Annotated in this window: 15 protein-coding genes and 1 pseudogene; 6 read left to right on the top strand and 10 right to left on the bottom strand. The window is 35.1% G+C overall.

The annotated features are described in order from the left end of the window. Nucleotides 1-155, top strand: a pseudogene (locus tag OA86_RS16005) (IS982 family transposase); the annotation flags it as partial. 187 nt (nt 156-342) lie between these two features. Here OA86_RS16005 and OA86_RS09630 read toward each other — a convergent pair. From OA86_RS09630 to OA86_RS09580, 10 genes are all read right to left on the bottom strand, one after another. Beyond that, nucleotides 343-1044 (bottom strand): VIT1/CCC1 transporter family protein, encoded by a 702-nt coding sequence (locus tag OA86_RS09630; protein WP_039352225.1) that lies wholly within the window; start codon nt 1042-1044, stop codon nt 343-345. Nucleotides 1045-1187: 143 nt separating this feature from the next. Continuing rightward, a complete protein-coding gene (locus OA86_RS09625; RefSeq protein ID WP_039352222.1) occupies nt 1188-2363 on the bottom strand; it encodes a hypothetical protein in 1176 nt (391 codons plus the stop codon). A gap of 152 nt (nt 2364-2515) precedes the next feature. Further along, the gene (locus OA86_RS09620; RefSeq protein WP_039352220.1) at nt 2516-3172 is read right to left on the bottom strand and encodes a hypothetical protein; all 657 of its coding nucleotides are present in this window, start codon (nt 3170-3172) and stop codon (nt 2516-2518) included. A 78-nt stretch (nt 3173-3250) separates the two neighbouring features. Beyond that, a complete protein-coding gene (locus OA86_RS09615) occupies nt 3251-3589 on the bottom strand; it encodes a hypothetical protein (RefSeq protein ID WP_039352218.1) in 339 nt (112 codons plus the stop codon). A 277-nt stretch (nt 3590-3866) separates the two neighbouring features. Then, nucleotides 3867-4433 (bottom strand): hypothetical protein, encoded by a 567-nt coding sequence (locus tag OA86_RS09605; protein WP_143071373.1) that lies wholly within the window; start codon nt 4431-4433, stop codon nt 3867-3869. 106 nt (nt 4434-4539) lie between these two features. Beyond that, on the bottom strand, nt 4540-5052 hold the full coding sequence (locus OA86_RS09600) for a GNAT family N-acetyltransferase (RefSeq protein ID WP_039352209.1): 513 nt from the start codon (nt 5050-5052) through the stop codon (nt 4540-4542). A gap of 132 nt (nt 5053-5184) precedes the next feature. After that, entirely contained in the window at nt 5185-6543 is a 1359-nt protein-coding gene (gene hemN / locus OA86_RS09595; RefSeq protein WP_039352206.1) for an oxygen-independent coproporphyrinogen III oxidase, read from the bottom strand. A gap of 161 nt (nt 6544-6704) precedes the next feature. After that, the gene (locus OA86_RS09590; RefSeq protein ID WP_039352205.1) at nt 6705-7076 is read right to left on the bottom strand and encodes a DUF2255 family protein; all 372 of its coding nucleotides are present in this window, start codon (nt 7074-7076) and stop codon (nt 6705-6707) included. A 1-nt stretch (nt 7077) separates the two neighbouring features. Further along, entirely contained in the window at nt 7078-8091 is a 1014-nt protein-coding gene (locus tag OA86_RS09585) for a WD40/YVTN/BNR-like repeat-containing protein (RefSeq protein WP_039352203.1), read from the bottom strand. Between the two features lie 95 nt (nt 8092-8186). Further along, complete coding sequence (locus OA86_RS09580; RefSeq protein ID WP_039352200.1) at nt 8187-9692, bottom strand: amino acid permease; 1506 nt, start codon at nt 9690-9692, stop codon at nt 8187-8189. A 231-nt stretch (nt 9693-9923) separates the two neighbouring features. On the opposite strand from OA86_RS09580, the gene OA86_RS09575 reads away from it, so the two are divergent. The 5 genes from OA86_RS09575 (at nt 9924) to OA86_RS09555 (ending at nt 16847) form a co-directional block, all read left to right on the top strand. After that, nucleotides 9924-10532 carry a Crp/Fnr family transcriptional regulator gene (locus OA86_RS09575; protein ID WP_039352197.1) on the top strand — a complete coding sequence of 203 codons (609 nt, stop codon included), beginning with the start codon at nt 9924-9926 and terminating at the stop codon, nt 10530-10532. Nucleotides 10533-10601: 69 nt separating this feature from the next. Then, entirely contained in the window at nt 10602-10913 is a 312-nt protein-coding gene (locus tag OA86_RS09570; protein ID WP_039352193.1) for a rhodanese-like domain-containing protein, read from the top strand. Nucleotides 10914-11194: 281 nt separating this feature from the next. Further along, entirely contained in the window at nt 11195-12490 is a 1296-nt protein-coding gene (locus OA86_RS09565; protein ID WP_039352190.1) for a TolC family protein, read from the top strand. A 20-nt stretch (nt 12491-12510) separates the two neighbouring features. After that, the gene (locus OA86_RS09560) at nt 12511-13587 is read left to right on the top strand and encodes an efflux RND transporter periplasmic adaptor subunit (protein ID WP_039352188.1); all 1077 of its coding nucleotides are present in this window, start codon (nt 12511-12513) and stop codon (nt 13585-13587) included. A gap of 26 nt (nt 13588-13613) precedes the next feature. Further along, complete coding sequence (locus OA86_RS09555) at nt 13614-16847, top strand: efflux RND transporter permease subunit (protein ID WP_039352186.1); 3234 nt, start codon at nt 13614-13616, stop codon at nt 16845-16847. Nucleotides 16848-16849 lie beyond the last annotated feature (2 nt).

Here is a 16849-nt window from a genome sequence, read left to right as displayed (position 1 = left end):
GCGATCAATTTAAAATCAGAAATAATTATGCAAAATCTTTTAATGGTTTTAAAACCAGAATATTAAGTAAAATAACAGCATTAACATTTATCCAACTTGTAAACGTATTTGTCTTTAAAAGAAATATGAACAATATTAAAATCTCAATAATTTAATAATGCACTACGGGTAAAATTATTATTAAAAAATGATTCCGTAAAATATTTTTAAAAATAAGCTAAAAGCAAGTTCAAGTAGGATCTTTATTAGGCGTAAAAGAAATTATGAGGAATAAAAGCAATTGATTTCAATATAATTTTCACCTCTTGAAAAAATGATTTTCCTTAGTTTGGAAAATTGAAATTACATTTTCACTCCAAAAAGATAACCCACAAATGCTGATAAACCCATTGCGATAGTTCCCCAAATTGTAATTCTAATAATAGCTTTCTGAATGCTTGAACCACCAGTTTTTGCGGCAAGAGCACCCAAAATCATCAGAGAAATAATCGTGAAACCATAAAGCCAATATTCCATTCCCTTCAGTGGCGCAAAAAGAACAACCAAAAGTGGTAAAACTCCTCCTGCGATAAAAGAACTTCCAGAAGCTAAAGCTGCCTGAATAGGATTTGCCTGACTGATTTCATTGATGCCCAATTCATCGCGAACATGTGCTCCTAAAACATCATGTTCCGTTAATTCTATGGCAACTTTCATTGCAGTTTCTTTTTTCAATCCTCGTTTTTCATAAATTTGTGCGAGCATTTTTAACTCTTCTTCGGGCATTTCTTCTAATTCCTTTTGTTCTCTTTCAATATCTGCTTTTTCTATATCCGTTTGTGAACTTACAGAAACATATTCTCCTGCAGCCATTGATAAAGCTCCTGCAACCAAAGCTGCAACTGTCGCTAAAATGATTGGTTCTGAAGTAGAACTTGCCGCAGCAACACCAATCGCAAGACTGGAAACTGAAATTATGCCATCATTAGCACCTAAAACTGCGGCTCTTAACCAATTGCTGCGGTGAATGTAGTGGGAATCGAGATAGGTATCGAGGTTTGCCATTGTTCTTATTTTTAAATAAATTTTAAAAGAATTAATTTTTCTACACGAATTTACGCTTTAAATAGCATTTATTAGAAATAGATACTTCAAAAGAGGACACTATTTTTAATATTGATATCAAACTAAAATTTTTGGTAAATACTCTAATTTTTAGGTTTAATGATATATAATCCTGCATTTTTGATGATCGGATTATATTCATTTGTTTCTGAATCGTCAAAGCCTCCGAGATCCAGACCGTAGTGCAAAAAAGCCACCCTCGATTTTTTTCTTAAATTTTTTGGGAGTTCATATAAAAAAAGTTCGTCCTTGATTATGGACTCGCCAAAATATTTCATAACTGTTTCTTTAAAATATAAATTTTCATTTTTATATTTTAGTTGAAAATATCCAGTATTCATAAAGGAAGGCTGCACCCAATGAGGCAAATCAAATACAGAACCGGAAGAATAATAGTCCTTTTTTGTGCGGGAGAGTAGCTTTATTTTGTCTGAAGTTTTATAAGTGAATTTTTTTTCTGTTAAAATCTGACTGGTATATTTACCTAAATAGCCATCATCTACAACTTCACCTTGTTGGGGAGAAGAATACCGTCCAGAACGCTCATCCTTCAGCACAATTAATTTTTTATTGCCCAACTTTGCCGGGAAATTTTCAAGATCGATCTGACCGATAATATCTTTACCGGAATACTCACTGTTTTGATGAGAAAATCTAAACTCATCCTGAGGCGCAAACAATAAATACCAATTTCCCTTGATATTAAAATACATAGGGAACGCATATTTTGCTTGCTCTACTTCCAAATCCTGACCGAAAATTGCGAAGTCAGCTTCTTTGTAATATTTTTCAATAAGAACTTTGAATTCTGAAGGAGTAAGAGAATTACCCGCATTTTGAATATTTGTGAAAGCACTGTATTTCAATTGATCACCGGAAAAGTCATAAACGCCTTTTTCTGAAAAGACTAACGGTGTAAAATTTGGAAAGTTATGAACAGAAGTGAATTTTTCCTTTTCAATTTCTTGAGAGAAAAGAATATTTCCCAATGAGTCATACTTTGTCAAACCCTGATTATTGGCAACATAAAATTCACTTCTGACGCTATCAAATAAAATTGGAAAATAAGCTTTTACGGGAACAATTTCATAATGTTCTGAAGTTGGTCTTTCTGTCAGACTTTTAAAATTTTGATAAGATTTCGGTTGGAAAATCGTTGACGTAGTTAAATTAATTGTGGTACACCGGTCGACAAACAGTAGGCTCAACAGAGTAAAGAGCAAAATTGCACCTACTCGAATTTTATTTTTTTTAGTCATCAGTAATTTTTAGATTCAGCGGCAATTTTTTAAATCTAAAACTTTTTCCACGATTTCTCCCAAGAAATAACGAAAATTTGAAGTAAAAGATCATTTTTAAATTCAATTATTAAAAGATTTAATGCACGCCTGATCAAAAAAAAAGTTCAATTTCAATAGATAAAGTAAACGTCTTTCTTCAATTTAATTTCGGTCGGTTTGTAAGAATCAAGGGTGATTTTTTTAAAGCGATAATCAAATTTTTTCACTGAGGTTCCTTTCTTTTTATAATCTACATCGTCACAATCTCCCTCGATATCTGTAATGATCACCTGATTTGTAGAAAAATTAATATCGCAACGGTGATCAAAATCGCAAGTATCCCAATATCTGTAAGTGGATCCGATCAAAAACCAATCGTTATTCTGGTACCGAAAGATGAGTTTATTACGTTCTGTTCTGCGACTGTTATTATAAGTATCATGAACGATAGTTAAAGTATTATTTTTGATCTCTATATTTGTTAAAGGCGTTTCCCCATCATTAAAACAAAATCCACAATCCTTTGTATCGTGTAAAACAGTCGAGTTTTCTTTCCATAAAATTAGATCTTTCCCGTTCTGCTTTAAGATGAAAAGTTTCCTCCCAAAGCTTTGTTTCAAATCGCTGGTTTGATCGATATTGCAAACCAAAACCGTTTCATCAATTCCATCTTTGTCGAGATCACCTTTGATTGTTTTAACGACGGTGCAGTTTTTTGGAAGCTGAAATCTTTGCGCATTTAAAAGTATTGAACAAACCAGGTATAGTAAAACAGAAATATTCTTCATCAATTTTATATCTTAATATTTTCACTTTTATCTCGACATTATTTCCACGTATTTCCCCAAACTGCCTTAAATGTATATCTACAAATTTTCTAAAACAATGATTCCGCCAATCAGAATTGAGATGCCAATCACAATGAGGTTTGTTTTAGCCAAAGTATTTTTCTTCTTAGAAAATAAAGTAAAACTCTCGATGAGTAAAAAAAGCAACAAAATTAATGTTAAGCCTGCGCTTATTATTATTGCTCCTAACATGACATAATCGTCATCAATAATGGCAGCAACACCGAAAAGAACCGCAAGAACACCAAAAAAAATCCCTAAGCGCTTTGTAAGATGTTTAAAAACATTCTCCTCTTCCACCAGTTTATTAACAGGATAATTCGAGTCTTTTAAATTGAAAAGTTCGTTAATTTCCATCTTTTTGTTTCTGATAAATTAATACAAAAAAGGGCAGTAACCCGAGATTCGATAATATTCCCAACGCGCTGAGAACCATGTAATACGGAAGTTGTAAAATATAGCAAATCGAAATAAGTACTTGTATTACAATTGCGAAGATTGCCAATAAAGTGGCTTGTTTTAAGGTCATATTCGTTTTTAATTTTGAGTTAATATTGCTTTTAAACAGTCTGATTTAAGGAACTAATATATACATTTAAAAAAGACTTTTTTTCATCAGCTGCTGAAAATATCTTTAAAACTGGTTTTTCAAGTCAATTTTTAAGGATTTCAAAATATCCTTACTGGTATCGTACGTAATTATTAATCTGTTATTTCTAACTTCCATTTTTGTGAATTGATTTTCCGGTATGGCGTAAACCAATTTTTCTCTGAAAGGAACTTTAATTATTTTTTGAGTGTCGATAAAATAGATGATAAGATGATCAGTTTCTGGCGATAAATAAACAACAAACGGAAATGAGTATGGATGAGCATTTTCTGTTGTAATATCCGTATCAATGCAAATCAACTGGTTAAATTCTTTCAATTTTTTACCCGTTTTTTTATCGATCAAAACATAAGAACAAGGTCCGGTTGCACCACAACCAGTTCTGAATAAAAGACTGTTTTTATATTCTTTGATGAAGTGAAATCCTAAACGGTAAGTGAGCCCAAAATCAGAAACATCCATTTGATCAATTTCTATTTTCTTCTTTTTGTTTTCTAAAGTGAGCCAAATTTTATTACAGTTAAATTGCCAGTACAATTTTGCGCCATTTTTCAGAACTTTCGTTTCACAGGAAGTTGTGGCGTTATTCATCTCTGGATTTTCTGCGCAGAAACACTGCTTTTTCTGACTGAAAAAAAACGTAGAAATGAACATTAATAGAATGCTAAAGAATTTATTCATCGCTTTTTGAAGAAAATTAATCTAAATCGATCTCAAAAAAACAAACATCTGCATTGTGATAATGTGCTTGCAATTCGGAAGAATTTTTCAACTTTTTCATTCCTAAAAACTGGAAACCACATTTTTTATAATGGTTGATGAGCCGATCGTTTTGTCCGCAGGTATCCATTCTGATGAATTTTTTATTTTCTTTTTTACCAAAATCCTTAGACCAATTGGCGATCATCTGAACAAAATTATTTCCTCTAAACTCCAGATTTGTAGCAATGCGGTGAATGTAGATCGCATCATTATTTTCCTTCTCTTCCCAAATACCTGCATCACTATAAGTAATCGCCCAAATACAGGCAATTTTATTGTCGATGACAATTTTGAACTGTCTGTTTTCGATTACTTCTGTAGCGATAAAATCATGGTCGAATTCTGGCCAAATATTTCCCGGAAACGCAATAGTTTGAAAATCAGTAGCGAGTTTGTAGAGTCGGAAAATTTCTGGAATATCATAGAGAGTACTGTTGGAAATGGTCATAGAAAGGAAATTTTGAAAATACTTTATTTCCCTAAAGATAATCAAATCTGACGAAAATTTCCTCATCAAATATTTTTTGAACTTCATAAATCTTCAAATAAAAAAAGCGACTTTCTCAAGTCGCTTTCCTAATTATATGGTCATCGAAAAAATCCGGGTTTCGGGTTTGTTTCGAAGCATTCTCAAATCAAAAGTCATGGCAACATTTCTGGTGAAAGCACGACCTTTTTCTGTGATTTTAATAGAGTTGTCAGAAATTTCTACCAAACCATCGGTTTTCATTTCTTCTAAAGTTTTCAAAGTATTTTCGATTTCGGGGAAACTGGTTTGTAAATCCCACGAAGTTTCTAAACGGCACATTAAATTAAGAATATGTTTGCGGATCACCAAATCTTCTTCATTCAAGACATGACCTTTAACAACAGGAATGATGCCTTCGTCTACAATCTTCTGATATTCTTCTACGCTTTTATTATTTTGCGCAAAAGCATACCACGAATCTGAGATCGCCGACATTCCCAAACCAACCATTAATTGTGTTTTGCTTGAAGAATAACCCATGAAATTACGGTGAATATCTCCCGAAACCATCGATTGATAAAGGTCGTCGTGCTCCAAAGCGAAATGATCCATTCCTACTTCAATGTATCCTAATTCTTCTAATAATTTTTTTCCGTTAGTGTAGAGTTTTCTTTTTTCTTCGCCACTTGGTAAATCATTTTCGTCGAAACCTCTTTGTCCGACGCCTTTAATCCAGGGAACATGAGCGTAGGAATAGAAAGCTAATCGATCCGGTTTCAGTTCTAAAGTTTTGCGGATCGAGAATTCCATTTTTTCCCAGGTATGGAAAGGTAATCCAAAAACCAAATCGTGCGAAACGCTTTTGTAACCAATTTCTCTTGCCCACTCCGTCACATTTTTCACATTTTCGAAGGGCTGAATTCTGTTGATTGCTTTCTGAACTTTCGGATCATAATCTTGAACGCCGAAACTGCATCTTCTGAAACCTAAATCATATAAAGTTTGCAAATGTTCTTTGGTGGTATTATTTGGATGTCCTTCAAAAGAAAATTCTGGATGTTCAGCGATTTCAGCTTTTGAGAAAATTCCTTCCAATAATATTTTTAAATTTTCGGGAGAGAAAAAAGTTGGTGTTCCGCCTCCCAAATGTAATTCCTTGATTTTTGGAGTTCTGCCGAATAATTCAACATATAAATCCCACTCTTTTAAAACAGATTCAAGATAGGGAGTTTCTACAGAATGTTGCTTTGTAATTCTCTTATGACACGCACAAAAAGTGCATAATTGCTCACAGAAAGGAAGGTGAATATAAACTGAGATCCCTTCGGCATCATTGGTTTCATTAAAAGTTTTAAGGACAGATTGTTGCCATAAATCACCACTAAAACTGGCATCATCCCAAAAAGGAACAGTTGGATAAGAAGTATAGCGAGGTCCTGGAATATTATATTTGTCGATTAAAGAATTCATTTTTGACTCAATTTTTACAATTATTTCTGAGATTCACATTTAAATTTCAAGTTGCAAAAATACGAAATAAGTTGAGAGTGCTGAAATGATTTTGGTCTGCAAAAACTTCCCTAACGTTAACTTTCTGCAAAGAAAATAAAGATATTATTGAAAATTTACTTTTACAAAAGAATAAATTCCATTGTTTTCTCAATATGAGCTTCTTCAATAATTCGTACTGCATATTTTTTATTGTGTTCCGTGGAAGTATATTTGGATAGATAAGCGTCATTAATTTTCTCCATCAAACCATTTTCATCCGCCGGAATTTCTGCCTTTATTTTAAAGATTTCATCACCACATTGTATTTCACCCACAGGATTTTTCACAAAAGTATTGTACCAGCTTCTCTCCGCGAAACCCCAGGAACGGGCGAAAATTCTGTCCTCAACAATTACCATCCAGATTTCCAGAAAAGTATCTCTTTCTGTACCGGCTTTTATTCCGATGTGATTATTAGATTCGATATATTTTAATGCGATCTCATTGTTCATCTTAATAGATTTTCATTTTAACAATTCGATTTTTTCCCGCAAAAACAATAGTATTTTCATCGATCCATTCGCAAACGTACAATCCTTTTTCTTCTGAAATGGTTTTCCAGGTTTTTCCGTAGTCAGAAGAGAATTCTATGTTTTGATCACCTACTGCGATGATGTCTTTTCCTTTGGATTTTGGGCGGAATTTCACGCAGGTTTTGTAGCCGCCGTTTTTTCCGGAAGCTTGAATTTGCCAGGTTTTTCCACCATCATTTGTGGTTGCAATGTTGTTGATATTTTCTGCTTGTTTCGTGTAATCTCCACCAACTGCAATCCCGAAATTTTTATCGTAGAAATCGATGGAATAAATTCCTTGTGAGGAAGTTCCCTGAATAAAAGGAGTTTCAAAAGTTTCCCAGGTGAAAGGATCGCTCCAGGAAAATTTAAAAATTCTGGCTTTCATTCCACCAGTTGCAATCCATCCTTTACCTTCTGTAGTTGCTATGTTTGTATTACTCGCTGCGAAATGAGCTTCACCAGGAAAATATTTAGGGAGACCTAATTTATTACCAGGTCTTCCTGAATAAAAAATCATAGGATTGGGATATCCAAATTTGTTTGGATCACTAATCGCTAAACCGCGATTGAATTTATCAAAAATAAAGGCATCAAAAAATGCGGTCTTTGCAGTATCTTTTTGCTGAATTCTAAAATTTAGTGTCTTTTTATTAATTGTAAACAGGAACGCAGGACTTGAAATATTAATAGCATAAAAATGTTTTGAATCTTGCGCCAAAGTCCGGAATTCTAATTTCTCTTTAGATAAACGCATTTGTTTTTTATCGGTTGAATCCTTTAAATTGACATACCCAAATTTAGAATCAGTTCCCGAATACCAAACCTTTCCATCGTAAATCTGTAAGGCACGAATCGAAATATTATCTTTCAACAGCGTTTGAAACTCAACTTTTTGCGCAAAAGAAAAATTCAAACAAAAAAGAAAAAGTAGAAATCTAAAAACATTTTTCATACAAAAATAATTTACTCAAAAATAGAAAATTTAAAAATGAAACTGAAAAAAAAATCCCACCAAAAAATTGGCGGGATCAATATAATTACTGTCGCTTAATTATCATTATTAAGCTTAGAATGTTTTTTACTGTAAACGAAGTAAACGACTAAACCAATAGCCAACCAAATCGCAAGTCGCTCCCAACTTTCTTTTGGTAAACCAGCCATCAAAGCCACACAAATAATGACTCCCAAAATAGGTAATAATGGTACAAATGGAACGCGGAAACCACGAACTGCATCCGGGTTTGTTTTTCTCATTACAATCACTCCGATACAAACTAAAGAGAAGGCAAATAAAGTTCCGATACTTACCATGTGTCCTAAATCTGAAACGGGTACAAATCCTGCAAATAAACTCACAAAGATCATGAATGCTACGTTGGTTTTCCAGGGAGTTTGACTTGTTTTGTGCAGATCGCTAAAGAACTTAGGCAACAATCCATCAACACTCATGCTGTAAAATACACGACTTTGACCCATCAACATCACCAACATTACGGAAGTGTAACCTGCAATAATTGCTATGGTCAAGGCTGAATTTAAAAAGGTATAACCCGTTTTCGCAAAGGCTGTTGTCACTGGACTTGCATCTCCTTTAAAGTTTACATAGTTTTCTAAACCTGTCAAAACGTAAGAAAATAATACATATAATATGGTACAGATAATCAAAGATCCGATGATTCCGATCGGCATTCCTTTTTGAGGATTTTTCGCTTCCTGTGCTGCAGTACTTACAGCATCAAAACCGATAAATGCAAAGAAAACAACTCCGGCTCCACGTAAAATTCCGCTCCAACCATAATGTCCGAAATAATCACTTTGGAAAAATTCAAAGAAACCCATTTTTCCTTGATCCATCAAGACTTCACCTTGATTGATAGGAATAAACGGAGTATGATTCGCTGGATTGATAAAACCCCATCCAAGTGCGATAAATACTAAAACTACGGTTACTTTTAGAATTACTAAAATATTGTTGATCAACGCTGATTCCTTAGTTCCTTTAATTAAAAGTAAAGAGAGCAAACAAATGATCAGGATCGCCGGCAAATTTAAAATTCCGGGTGTAGAAGAAACGCCGTTCGCATCTACGATCACGTCCCAAGGACCATGCAAAAGGGAAACGGGCAAAGTAACGCCGAAACTCAGCATAAATTTTGCGACATATTGTGACCAGGAAGCAGCAACTGTAGCCGCTCCAAGTGCATATTCCAGAACTAAATCCCAGCCGATAATCCAGGCCATAAATTCACCCATTGTTGCATACGAGTAAGTATAAGCACTCCCTGCAACTGGAATCATCGATGCGAATTCTGCATAACAAAGTCCGGCAAAAGCACATCCCAAAGCAGCTAATATAAAGGAATAAACAACGGCTGGTCCTGCATTATCTGCAGCAGCAATTCCGGTTAAAGAAAATAATCCTGCACCAATAATAGCTCCAATTCCCAAGGCGACCAATGATGCTGCGCTAAGAGTTCTTTTAAGTCCCTTTTCTGAATCTTCGGCGCTTGCCAGAAGTGAACTGAGGGATTTCGTTTTCCAAAGATTTGACATTTGTTATTTGTTTAAGATTCCCAAAAATATAAAAATTTAATAATTATTAACTATAATTCGATAAAATCTTTTTGCTAAACACTTTTGAAAGCGGTAAAAACCTGACATTCATACTAAAAATGTAAAAGTGAAAAAAACCATCAACTTTGAGCATTCAATTGTGCATTGTTTAATGATCCTATATTATTTGTACTTAAATTTTAGGAAAATATTATTGAGTAACTTTGAAGTATGATTTTAAAAGATATTTTCCAGTCCGATCTAGTGAAAGAAATTGAAGATTCCGGAAATCTGAAACATTTTGCCGCTGGTGAAATTATAGTGAACATGGATTCCTATATTAAAAATATTCCTGTCGTGGTTTCCGGAAGTATTAAAGTGATCAGAACTGAAGAAGATGGCCGCGAAATTCTACTCTACTACTTAACTCCAGGCGAAAGTTGCATTGTTTCTATTCTTGCGGGAATGAAAAATGAAACTTCTAAAATCAAAGCCATTGTGGAAGAAGATGCCGAAATCATGTTGATTCCTGCCGATAAAGCCAAAGAATGGGTGAGAAAATATCCCGATTGGACCGATTTCATCTTTAATCTTTATCAAAAGCGTTTCGAAGAATTACTCGACGTCGTAAATTCTGTGGCTTTTCAAAAAATAGATACGAGACTTTTACACCTCATCAAACAAAAAACTCAACTTTACAATTCCAAAGAAATTTCGGTTACCCATCAACAATTAGCCGATGAATTGGGAATTACACGTGAAGCAACGAGTCGTGTCCTCAAGCAAATGGAAAAAGAACATCTCGTTATTCTTTCCCGAAACAAAATTGAGCTTCTGTGATATAGATTACTGTATTCCCAATTTGTCTGACCTAAATTTGCCTCATTAAATTAATTAAAACGCAAACTTATGTTAGATACCATTAATAATCTTTTCGGATTTAAAAAAACAGATTACGCAGACCTTCTTAAAAAAGGCGCAATCATCTTGGATGTTCGCAGCAAAGCAGAATTCGCTGGTGGTCACATTAAAGGCTCCATTAATATTCCTGTGGATCAACTCCAGAATAATCTTTCCAGATTAAAAGACAAAAATAAACCCATAATTACGTGTTGCGCCTCTGGAATGAGAAGTGGCTCGGCGAAAACCATGCTTTTGAATAATGGCTATACCGAAGTGCACAACGGCGGCGGTTGGGGAAGTTTGAATGGTAAAATTTAAACACATCATTATATTCTGCAGATAAAACCTCGATTGATTTCGAGGTTTGTCTTTTTGCAGCATATCTTAATTATTATTTAGCGCACAGATTACACAGATGTACACGGATTATATTTTCAGTAAAATTCTTTTATTTAACAGTAACACCTTGATCTGTGCAAATCTGTGAAATCCGTGCGAAAATAAGAACCGGTTATTTCCAATGTTAAAAGATTCTGTGTAACATTTGTCACTGTGCAAGAGAATTTACTGCAATACTTTTGTCATCAAATTATTAAGACATGAAGAAAGTATTATTCCTATTATTTATATCAACCCAATTTTTCGGTCAGGATACGATTCAAATTTCTAAAAAAGATTTAGAAGCCAGAATTGAAGGCCAAAATTTATCCCTCAAATTAGCCAATGATGAAGTAAATATTGCAAAAGCAAGTTTATTGGAAAGTCGCGCCATGTATTTACCCAACGTAACTGCTTCTTACACGGGAATTTCTACCAATAATCCTTTGATGGCTTTTGGGTCAAAACTCAATCAGGAAAGAATTACGATGATGGATTTTGATCCTGCGAGATTAAACAGTCCGGACAATATATTCAATTTTGCGACAAAACTAGAATTTCAGCAACCCATATTTAATAAAGATGCGGTTTATCGAAAGAAAGCAGGCGAAGTAAAAGTAGATGTTTTAAAAATTAAAGAAGAAAGAACCAAGGAATATCTACAGTTTGATTTGAATAAAGCTTATCTCCAATTACAAATGGCTTATAAGGTCGTAAAAGTTTTGGAAGAAGCGAAAAACACGACTCTTGCGAATAAAAAAGTTATCGATAATTATTACAAAAACGGAATGATTCAGAAATCTGAAGTTTTGTATATGCAAGTTCGAGTTTCAGAAATTGAAAGTCAGATTCAATATGCCAAGTCGAATGTGAGAAATGCTTCTGATTATGTTTATTTTTTATTGAATGAAGATTCGGAAAATAAAGTGTTCAAACCACTGGACGAGTTTTCTTATGAGGAAAATATTTTAGAGCAAAACCCAACCTTAAATCGAAACCGAAAAGATTTACAAGCGTATGAAAAATCTTTGGAAGCGTACGACTGGATGATCAAATCCTCAAAAGCGAAATTTTTACCAAAATTAAATGCTTTTGGAAGTTTTGAAGTCTATGACAGCAAACCTTATCAATTTGACGCAAACGGTTATTTAGTCGGATTACAATTATCCTGGAATGTTTTCGATGGTCTAAAAGCGAAAAGCGAACAGGAAAAATACAAAGCAGATCTATCAAAAGCACAAACTGAAATTCAGCAATATCAAAAACAAAATCAATTAGAACTCAACAAATCGTATCGTCAAGTTTTGGATGCGGACAAAAAAGTTTCTTTAACCAAATTATCTTGGGAACAAAGCGCAGAAGCATACAGAATTCGTAAAAATAGATACGATCAGGGTTTGGAAAAATCTTCTGATCTACTTTCTGCAGAAACTCAAATGTCTCAAAAAGAACTGGAACATCAACAGGCGATTTTCGAATATAATTCGGCTTTGGAATACTTTAAATTTTTAAAATAAAAACCAATAAATACATCAACATGAAGATATTATTTTATTCCGTCCTACTCTTAGGATTTACCATGAGTTGCTCGGCAGACGAAAAAGATGCAACTCTTTCTCAAAAGCCGATCCAAGTAACGGTGAGTCAATCCGGTAATAATTCAGAAGGTGCTTATGCAAGTGCAAGTGGAAAATTAGTCGCAAAAAATTCCGTGAATGTAAGTACCAGAATGATGGGTTACATTACTGGAATGAAAGCCGAAGTTGGACAAAATGTAAGTGCAGGACAATTGTTGGTAAGCATCAACAGTACGGATATTCAAGCAAAAGGTGGACAAGCCAATGCACAGATTTCTCAAGCACAAGCGAATTATAATATTTCTAAAAAAGATTACGATCGCTTCTCCAATTTATTTAAAAACCAAAGTGCTTCTCAAAAAGAATTGGATGATATGAAAGCGCGTTACGAAATGGCAAAAGCCGGATTAGAAGCAGCTCAAGCTATGAAAAGTGAGGTAAATTCCCAATACCGTTATACGAATATTACGGCGCCAATTTCTGGAGTAATTACTGCGAAATATGCAGAACAAGGCGATATGGCAAGTCCGGGAATGCCTTTGTTAACTATAGAATCTCCTTCAGCTTTACAAGCGCAAGTTTTAGTTTCTGAACAAAATATTACGCAGATCACGCAAGGAATGGCGGTAAAAATTACTTTGAAATCCACCAACCAAGAAATTGCAGGAACCGTTTCAGAAATTAGTAAATCATCTGCAAACACCGGTGGTCAATATATGGTGAAAGTAAATGTTTCCAACAGTAAAAATTTATTGTCGGGAATGTTTGTGAACATCCAGTTTCCGTTTAAAAATGCGGGGAAAACCAATCAGGATTTCCAAGAAGGAGTGATGATTCCTAAATCTGCGTTGGTGGAAAAAGGTCAGTTAACCGGAGTTTACACCGTAAGTTCCAGCAATACTGCGATTCTTCGATGGGTGAAAACCGGGAAAGATTTTGGCGACCAAGTTGAGATTTTATCTGGGTTAAATTCGAAAGAACCTTATATCGTTTCGGCGCAAGGAAAACTCTATAACGGAGCCAAAGTAAAACAATAATTTTCTCAATTATTTAAATTAAAATTATGCAACAAGGAATAGCAGGAAGAATAGCCGAAATCTTCATCAATTCAAAACTCACCATTCTGTTGATGGTTGCGTTGATGATTATTGGCGCATACAGTTCCACCTTAATACCGAGAGAAGAGGAACCACAAATTATTGTTCCAATGGCCGACGTAATGGTGGGTTATCCCGGAGCAAATCCTACGGAAGTAGAAAGTCGCGTGGTAAAACCTCTGGAAAAACTCATCTCCAATATCAAAGGAGTTGAGCACGTTCACAGCATGGCGATGAACGGAAAAGCCATGATCATTGTGCAGTTTTTCGTGGGTGAAGACACGGAACGGTCCTACGTGAAACTCTACGATGAGATGATGAAAAACAAAAACATCTTTCCAAAAGGAGTTTATGAACCATTAATTAAAACGCGCTCCATCGACGATGTTCCGATGTTGGGATTAACACTTTGGAGTGAAAAATACAATGATTTTCAATTAAGACAAATTAGCGAAGAACTCTCTTCTGAAGTCAAAAAAATTAAAGATGTCTCTTTAACCAAAGTAATTGGGGGAAGAAGCCGACAGTTGAAAGTGATTGTTGACAAAGATAAAATGGCAGAATCTAATGTGGATCCATTGGGAATTATGCAAATGATTCAGGCCGGAAATGGAAGTTCACAATCCGGAAGTTTTGAGAGTAATGATGCGGAATATTTGGTAACAACAGGCGAATTTTTAAGCACCGCAGAAGATGTTGGAAATTTAGTGATCGGAACTTCTCAAAATATGCCTGTTTACTTAAAACAAGTCGCAAAAATCGAAGACGGACCGTCATCGACAACCAATTATGTAAACTTCGGTTATGGAAATGCTACGGAAAAAGGCAAGAGTTTTTTATCAGAATATCCTGCCGTAACGCTTTCTGTATCTAAAGTAAAAGGAGCAGATGCGATGCATATTTCCGAAGAAATTTTGGATAAAGTAGAAACTTTAAAGAAAACTTTAATTCCAAATGATGTTCATGTAGAAGTTACCCGAAATTACGGAGAAACGGCTTCTCACAAAGTTTCAGAACTAATGGGACATTTGGGAATTGCGATTGTTGCCGTTACACTTTTGGTGATGTTGGCGATGGGTTGGAGAGGCGGATTAGTCGTATTCTTTTCTGTACCATTAACCTTTGCATTGACACTTTTTGCTTATTATATGTTAGGTTATACGCTAAACAGGATTACACTTTTCGCCCTCGTTTTCGTAGTGGGAATCGTCGTCGATGACAGTATTATTATTGCTGAAAACATGCACCGGCATTTCCACATGAAGAAATTACCTTTCAAACAAGCCGCTATTTTCGCCATTAATGAAGTTGGAAATCCAACCATTTTAGCAACATTTACGGTAATTGCGGCGATTTTACCCATGGCATTTGTCTCCGGAATGATGGGACCTTACATGTCTCCGATGCCGATTGGTGCTTCGATTGCGATGTTGCTTTCCCTTTTTGTGGCTTTAACGATTACGCCTTATTTAGGATTCCATTTATTAAAAGTAAAAGACAGCGAGGAGCATAAAGAAGAGCAAGGATTAGAAACCGGTTTCATCTATAAAATTTATAAAAAAATTGAGCAACCATTATTGGATAATAGCAAGAAAAGATGGACCATGCTCGGAATTACGGGTGTATTATTAATGATCTCCATGTTTGCATTTGCGGCAAAATGGGTGGCTGTAAAAATGCTTCCATTCGATAATAAAAATGAAGTGCAAGTCGTAATTGATATGCCGGAAGGAACGACTTTGGAAAGAACTTCTGCCTTAACTCAGGATATTGCGCAATATTTGAAAACCGTTCCGGAAGTGGTGAATTATCAATCGTATGTTGGTTCCGCTTCACCGATCACCTTTAATGGATTGGTTCGTCATTATGATTTGCGTGGAAGCAGTAATTCGGCGGACATTCAAGTGAATCTTTTACATAAAGAAGATCGGAATAAACAAAGCCACGATGTCGCAAAAACCATCCGTCCGGAAATTCACAAGATTGCCAAAAAATACGGCGCGAATGTGAAAATTGTTGAAGTTCCACCTGGACCACCAGTTTTATCAACCATTGTTGCGGAAGTTTATGGTCCCGATTATGAAGAGCAAGTAAAAATTGCAGATCAAGTTCAGAAAATCCTCATCAATACCGATGATGTCGTAGATGTTGACTGGATGGTTGAAGCCCCCCAAACAGAATTCAAAATAGTTCCGGATAAAGAAAAAGCAATGTTGAATGGTGTTGCACCGCAACAAGTTGTCGGGAATCTGACTTATTTATTAGGAGAACATTCCATCGGGAATTTATTTGATCCAAAATCAAATGACGCCGTTGATATTGTAATGAAATTAAAAGATGGCGAAAAAACCAGTATTGCAGACCTTACCAATTTAAAAGTAAAAGGTGCAGCAGGAATGGTTCCCATAAGCGATATTGTAAAAGTTCAGCGGGAAACTTTGGAAAAATCTATTTACAGAAAAGACCAGAAACGCGTCGTTTATATTCTCGCAGATATGGCAGGAGGATTAGAAAGTCCGGCTTATGCGATTCTCGGAATGGATAAAAAATTGAAAAATGTAAAACTTCCGACAGGATATTCTTTGAATGAATTGTACATGAATACGCCAAAAGACGAATCAGATTACACCGTGAAATGGGATGGAGAATGGCAAGTTACACTGGAAGTTTTCCGGGATTTGGGAGCAGCATTTTTAGTGGTGATTATCATTATTTATATGTTGATTGTGGGTTGGTTCCAAAATTTCAAAACGCCAATTATGATGATGATCCCTATTCCACTTTCTTTGGTTGGAATTGTACTGGGACACTGGTTATTAGGCGCTTTTTTTACGGCAACATCTTTTATCGGAATGATTGCTTTAGCCGGAATTATGGTGAGGAACTCCATTCTATTGATTGATTTTATTGAAATTCGTTTGAAAGAAGGGGCACCAATAAAAAGAGCCATTATTGAAGCCGGAGCAGTGAGAACAACACCGATTTTATTGACAACTGGAGCAGTGGTCATTGGAGCAGTTGTGATTTTGTTCGACCCGATTTTCCAGGGATTGGCAATCTCATTGGTTTTTGGAGCAATCGTTTCAACTTTACTGACATTAATTGTAATTCCCTTGATTTATTATATGTCTGAAAAAAATAATTGGTTACAGAACGAACCTGCAGAATTGGTTGCCATTGAAGAAGATCTTCAGGAATAATT

Origin of the sequence: Kaistella jeonii, assembly GCF_000812865.1 — a bacterium.
Lineage (GTDB): Bacteria > Bacteroidota > Bacteroidia > Flavobacteriales > Weeksellaceae > Kaistella > Kaistella jeonii.
The sequence above is the reverse complement of the archived record's forward strand: the minus strand, read 5'-3'. Positions and strand labels throughout refer to the sequence as shown.

What these genes read in the sequence shown, in the direction of transcription:
- OA86_RS09605 (WP_143071373.1), bottom strand. Translation starts at nt 4,433, where the DNA reads ATGAATAACGCCACAACTTCCTGTGAAACGAAAGTTCTGAAAAATGGC.
- OA86_RS09620 (WP_039352220.1), bottom strand. Translation starts at nt 3,172, where the DNA reads ATGAAGAATATTTCTGTTTTACTATACCTGGTTTGTTCAATACTTTTA.
- OA86_RS09565 (WP_039352190.1), top strand. Translation starts at nt 11,195, where the DNA reads ATGAAGAAAGTATTATTCCTATTATTTATATCAACCCAATTTTTCGGT.
- hemN (WP_039352206.1), bottom strand. Translation starts at nt 6,543, where the DNA reads ATGAATTCTTTAATCGACAAATATAATATTCCAGGACCTCGCTATACT.
- OA86_RS09625 (WP_039352222.1), bottom strand. Translation starts at nt 2,363, where the DNA reads ATGACTAAAAAAAATAAAATTCGAGTAGGTGCAATTTTGCTCTTTACT.
- OA86_RS09580 (WP_039352200.1), bottom strand. Translation starts at nt 9,692, where the DNA reads ATGTCAAATCTTTGGAAAACGAAATCCCTCAGTTCACTTCTGGCAAGC.
- OA86_RS09575 (WP_039352197.1), top strand. Translation starts at nt 9,924, where the DNA reads ATGATTTTAAAAGATATTTTCCAGTCCGATCTAGTGAAAGAAATTGAA.
- OA86_RS09555 (WP_039352186.1), top strand. Translation starts at nt 13,614, where the DNA reads ATGCAACAAGGAATAGCAGGAAGAATAGCCGAAATCTTCATCAATTCA.
- OA86_RS09585 (WP_039352203.1), bottom strand. Translation starts at nt 8,091, where the DNA reads ATGAAAAATGTTTTTAGATTTCTACTTTTTCTTTTTTGTTTGAATTTT.
- OA86_RS09600 (WP_039352209.1), bottom strand. Translation starts at nt 5,052, where the DNA reads ATGACCATTTCCAACAGTACTCTCTATGATATTCCAGAAATTTTCCGA.
- OA86_RS09615 (WP_039352218.1), bottom strand. Translation starts at nt 3,589, where the DNA reads ATGGAAATTAACGAACTTTTCAATTTAAAAGACTCGAATTATCCTGTT.
- OA86_RS09630 (WP_039352225.1), bottom strand. Translation starts at nt 1,044, where the DNA reads ATGGCAAACCTCGATACCTATCTCGATTCCCACTACATTCACCGCAGC.
- OA86_RS09560 (WP_039352188.1), top strand. Translation starts at nt 12,511, where the DNA reads ATGAAGATATTATTTTATTCCGTCCTACTCTTAGGATTTACCATGAGT.
- OA86_RS09590 (WP_039352205.1), bottom strand. Translation starts at nt 7,076, where the DNA reads ATGAACAATGAGATCGCATTAAAATATATCGAATCTAATAATCACATC.
- OA86_RS09570 (WP_039352193.1), top strand. Translation starts at nt 10,602, where the DNA reads ATGTTAGATACCATTAATAATCTTTTCGGATTTAAAAAAACAGATTAC.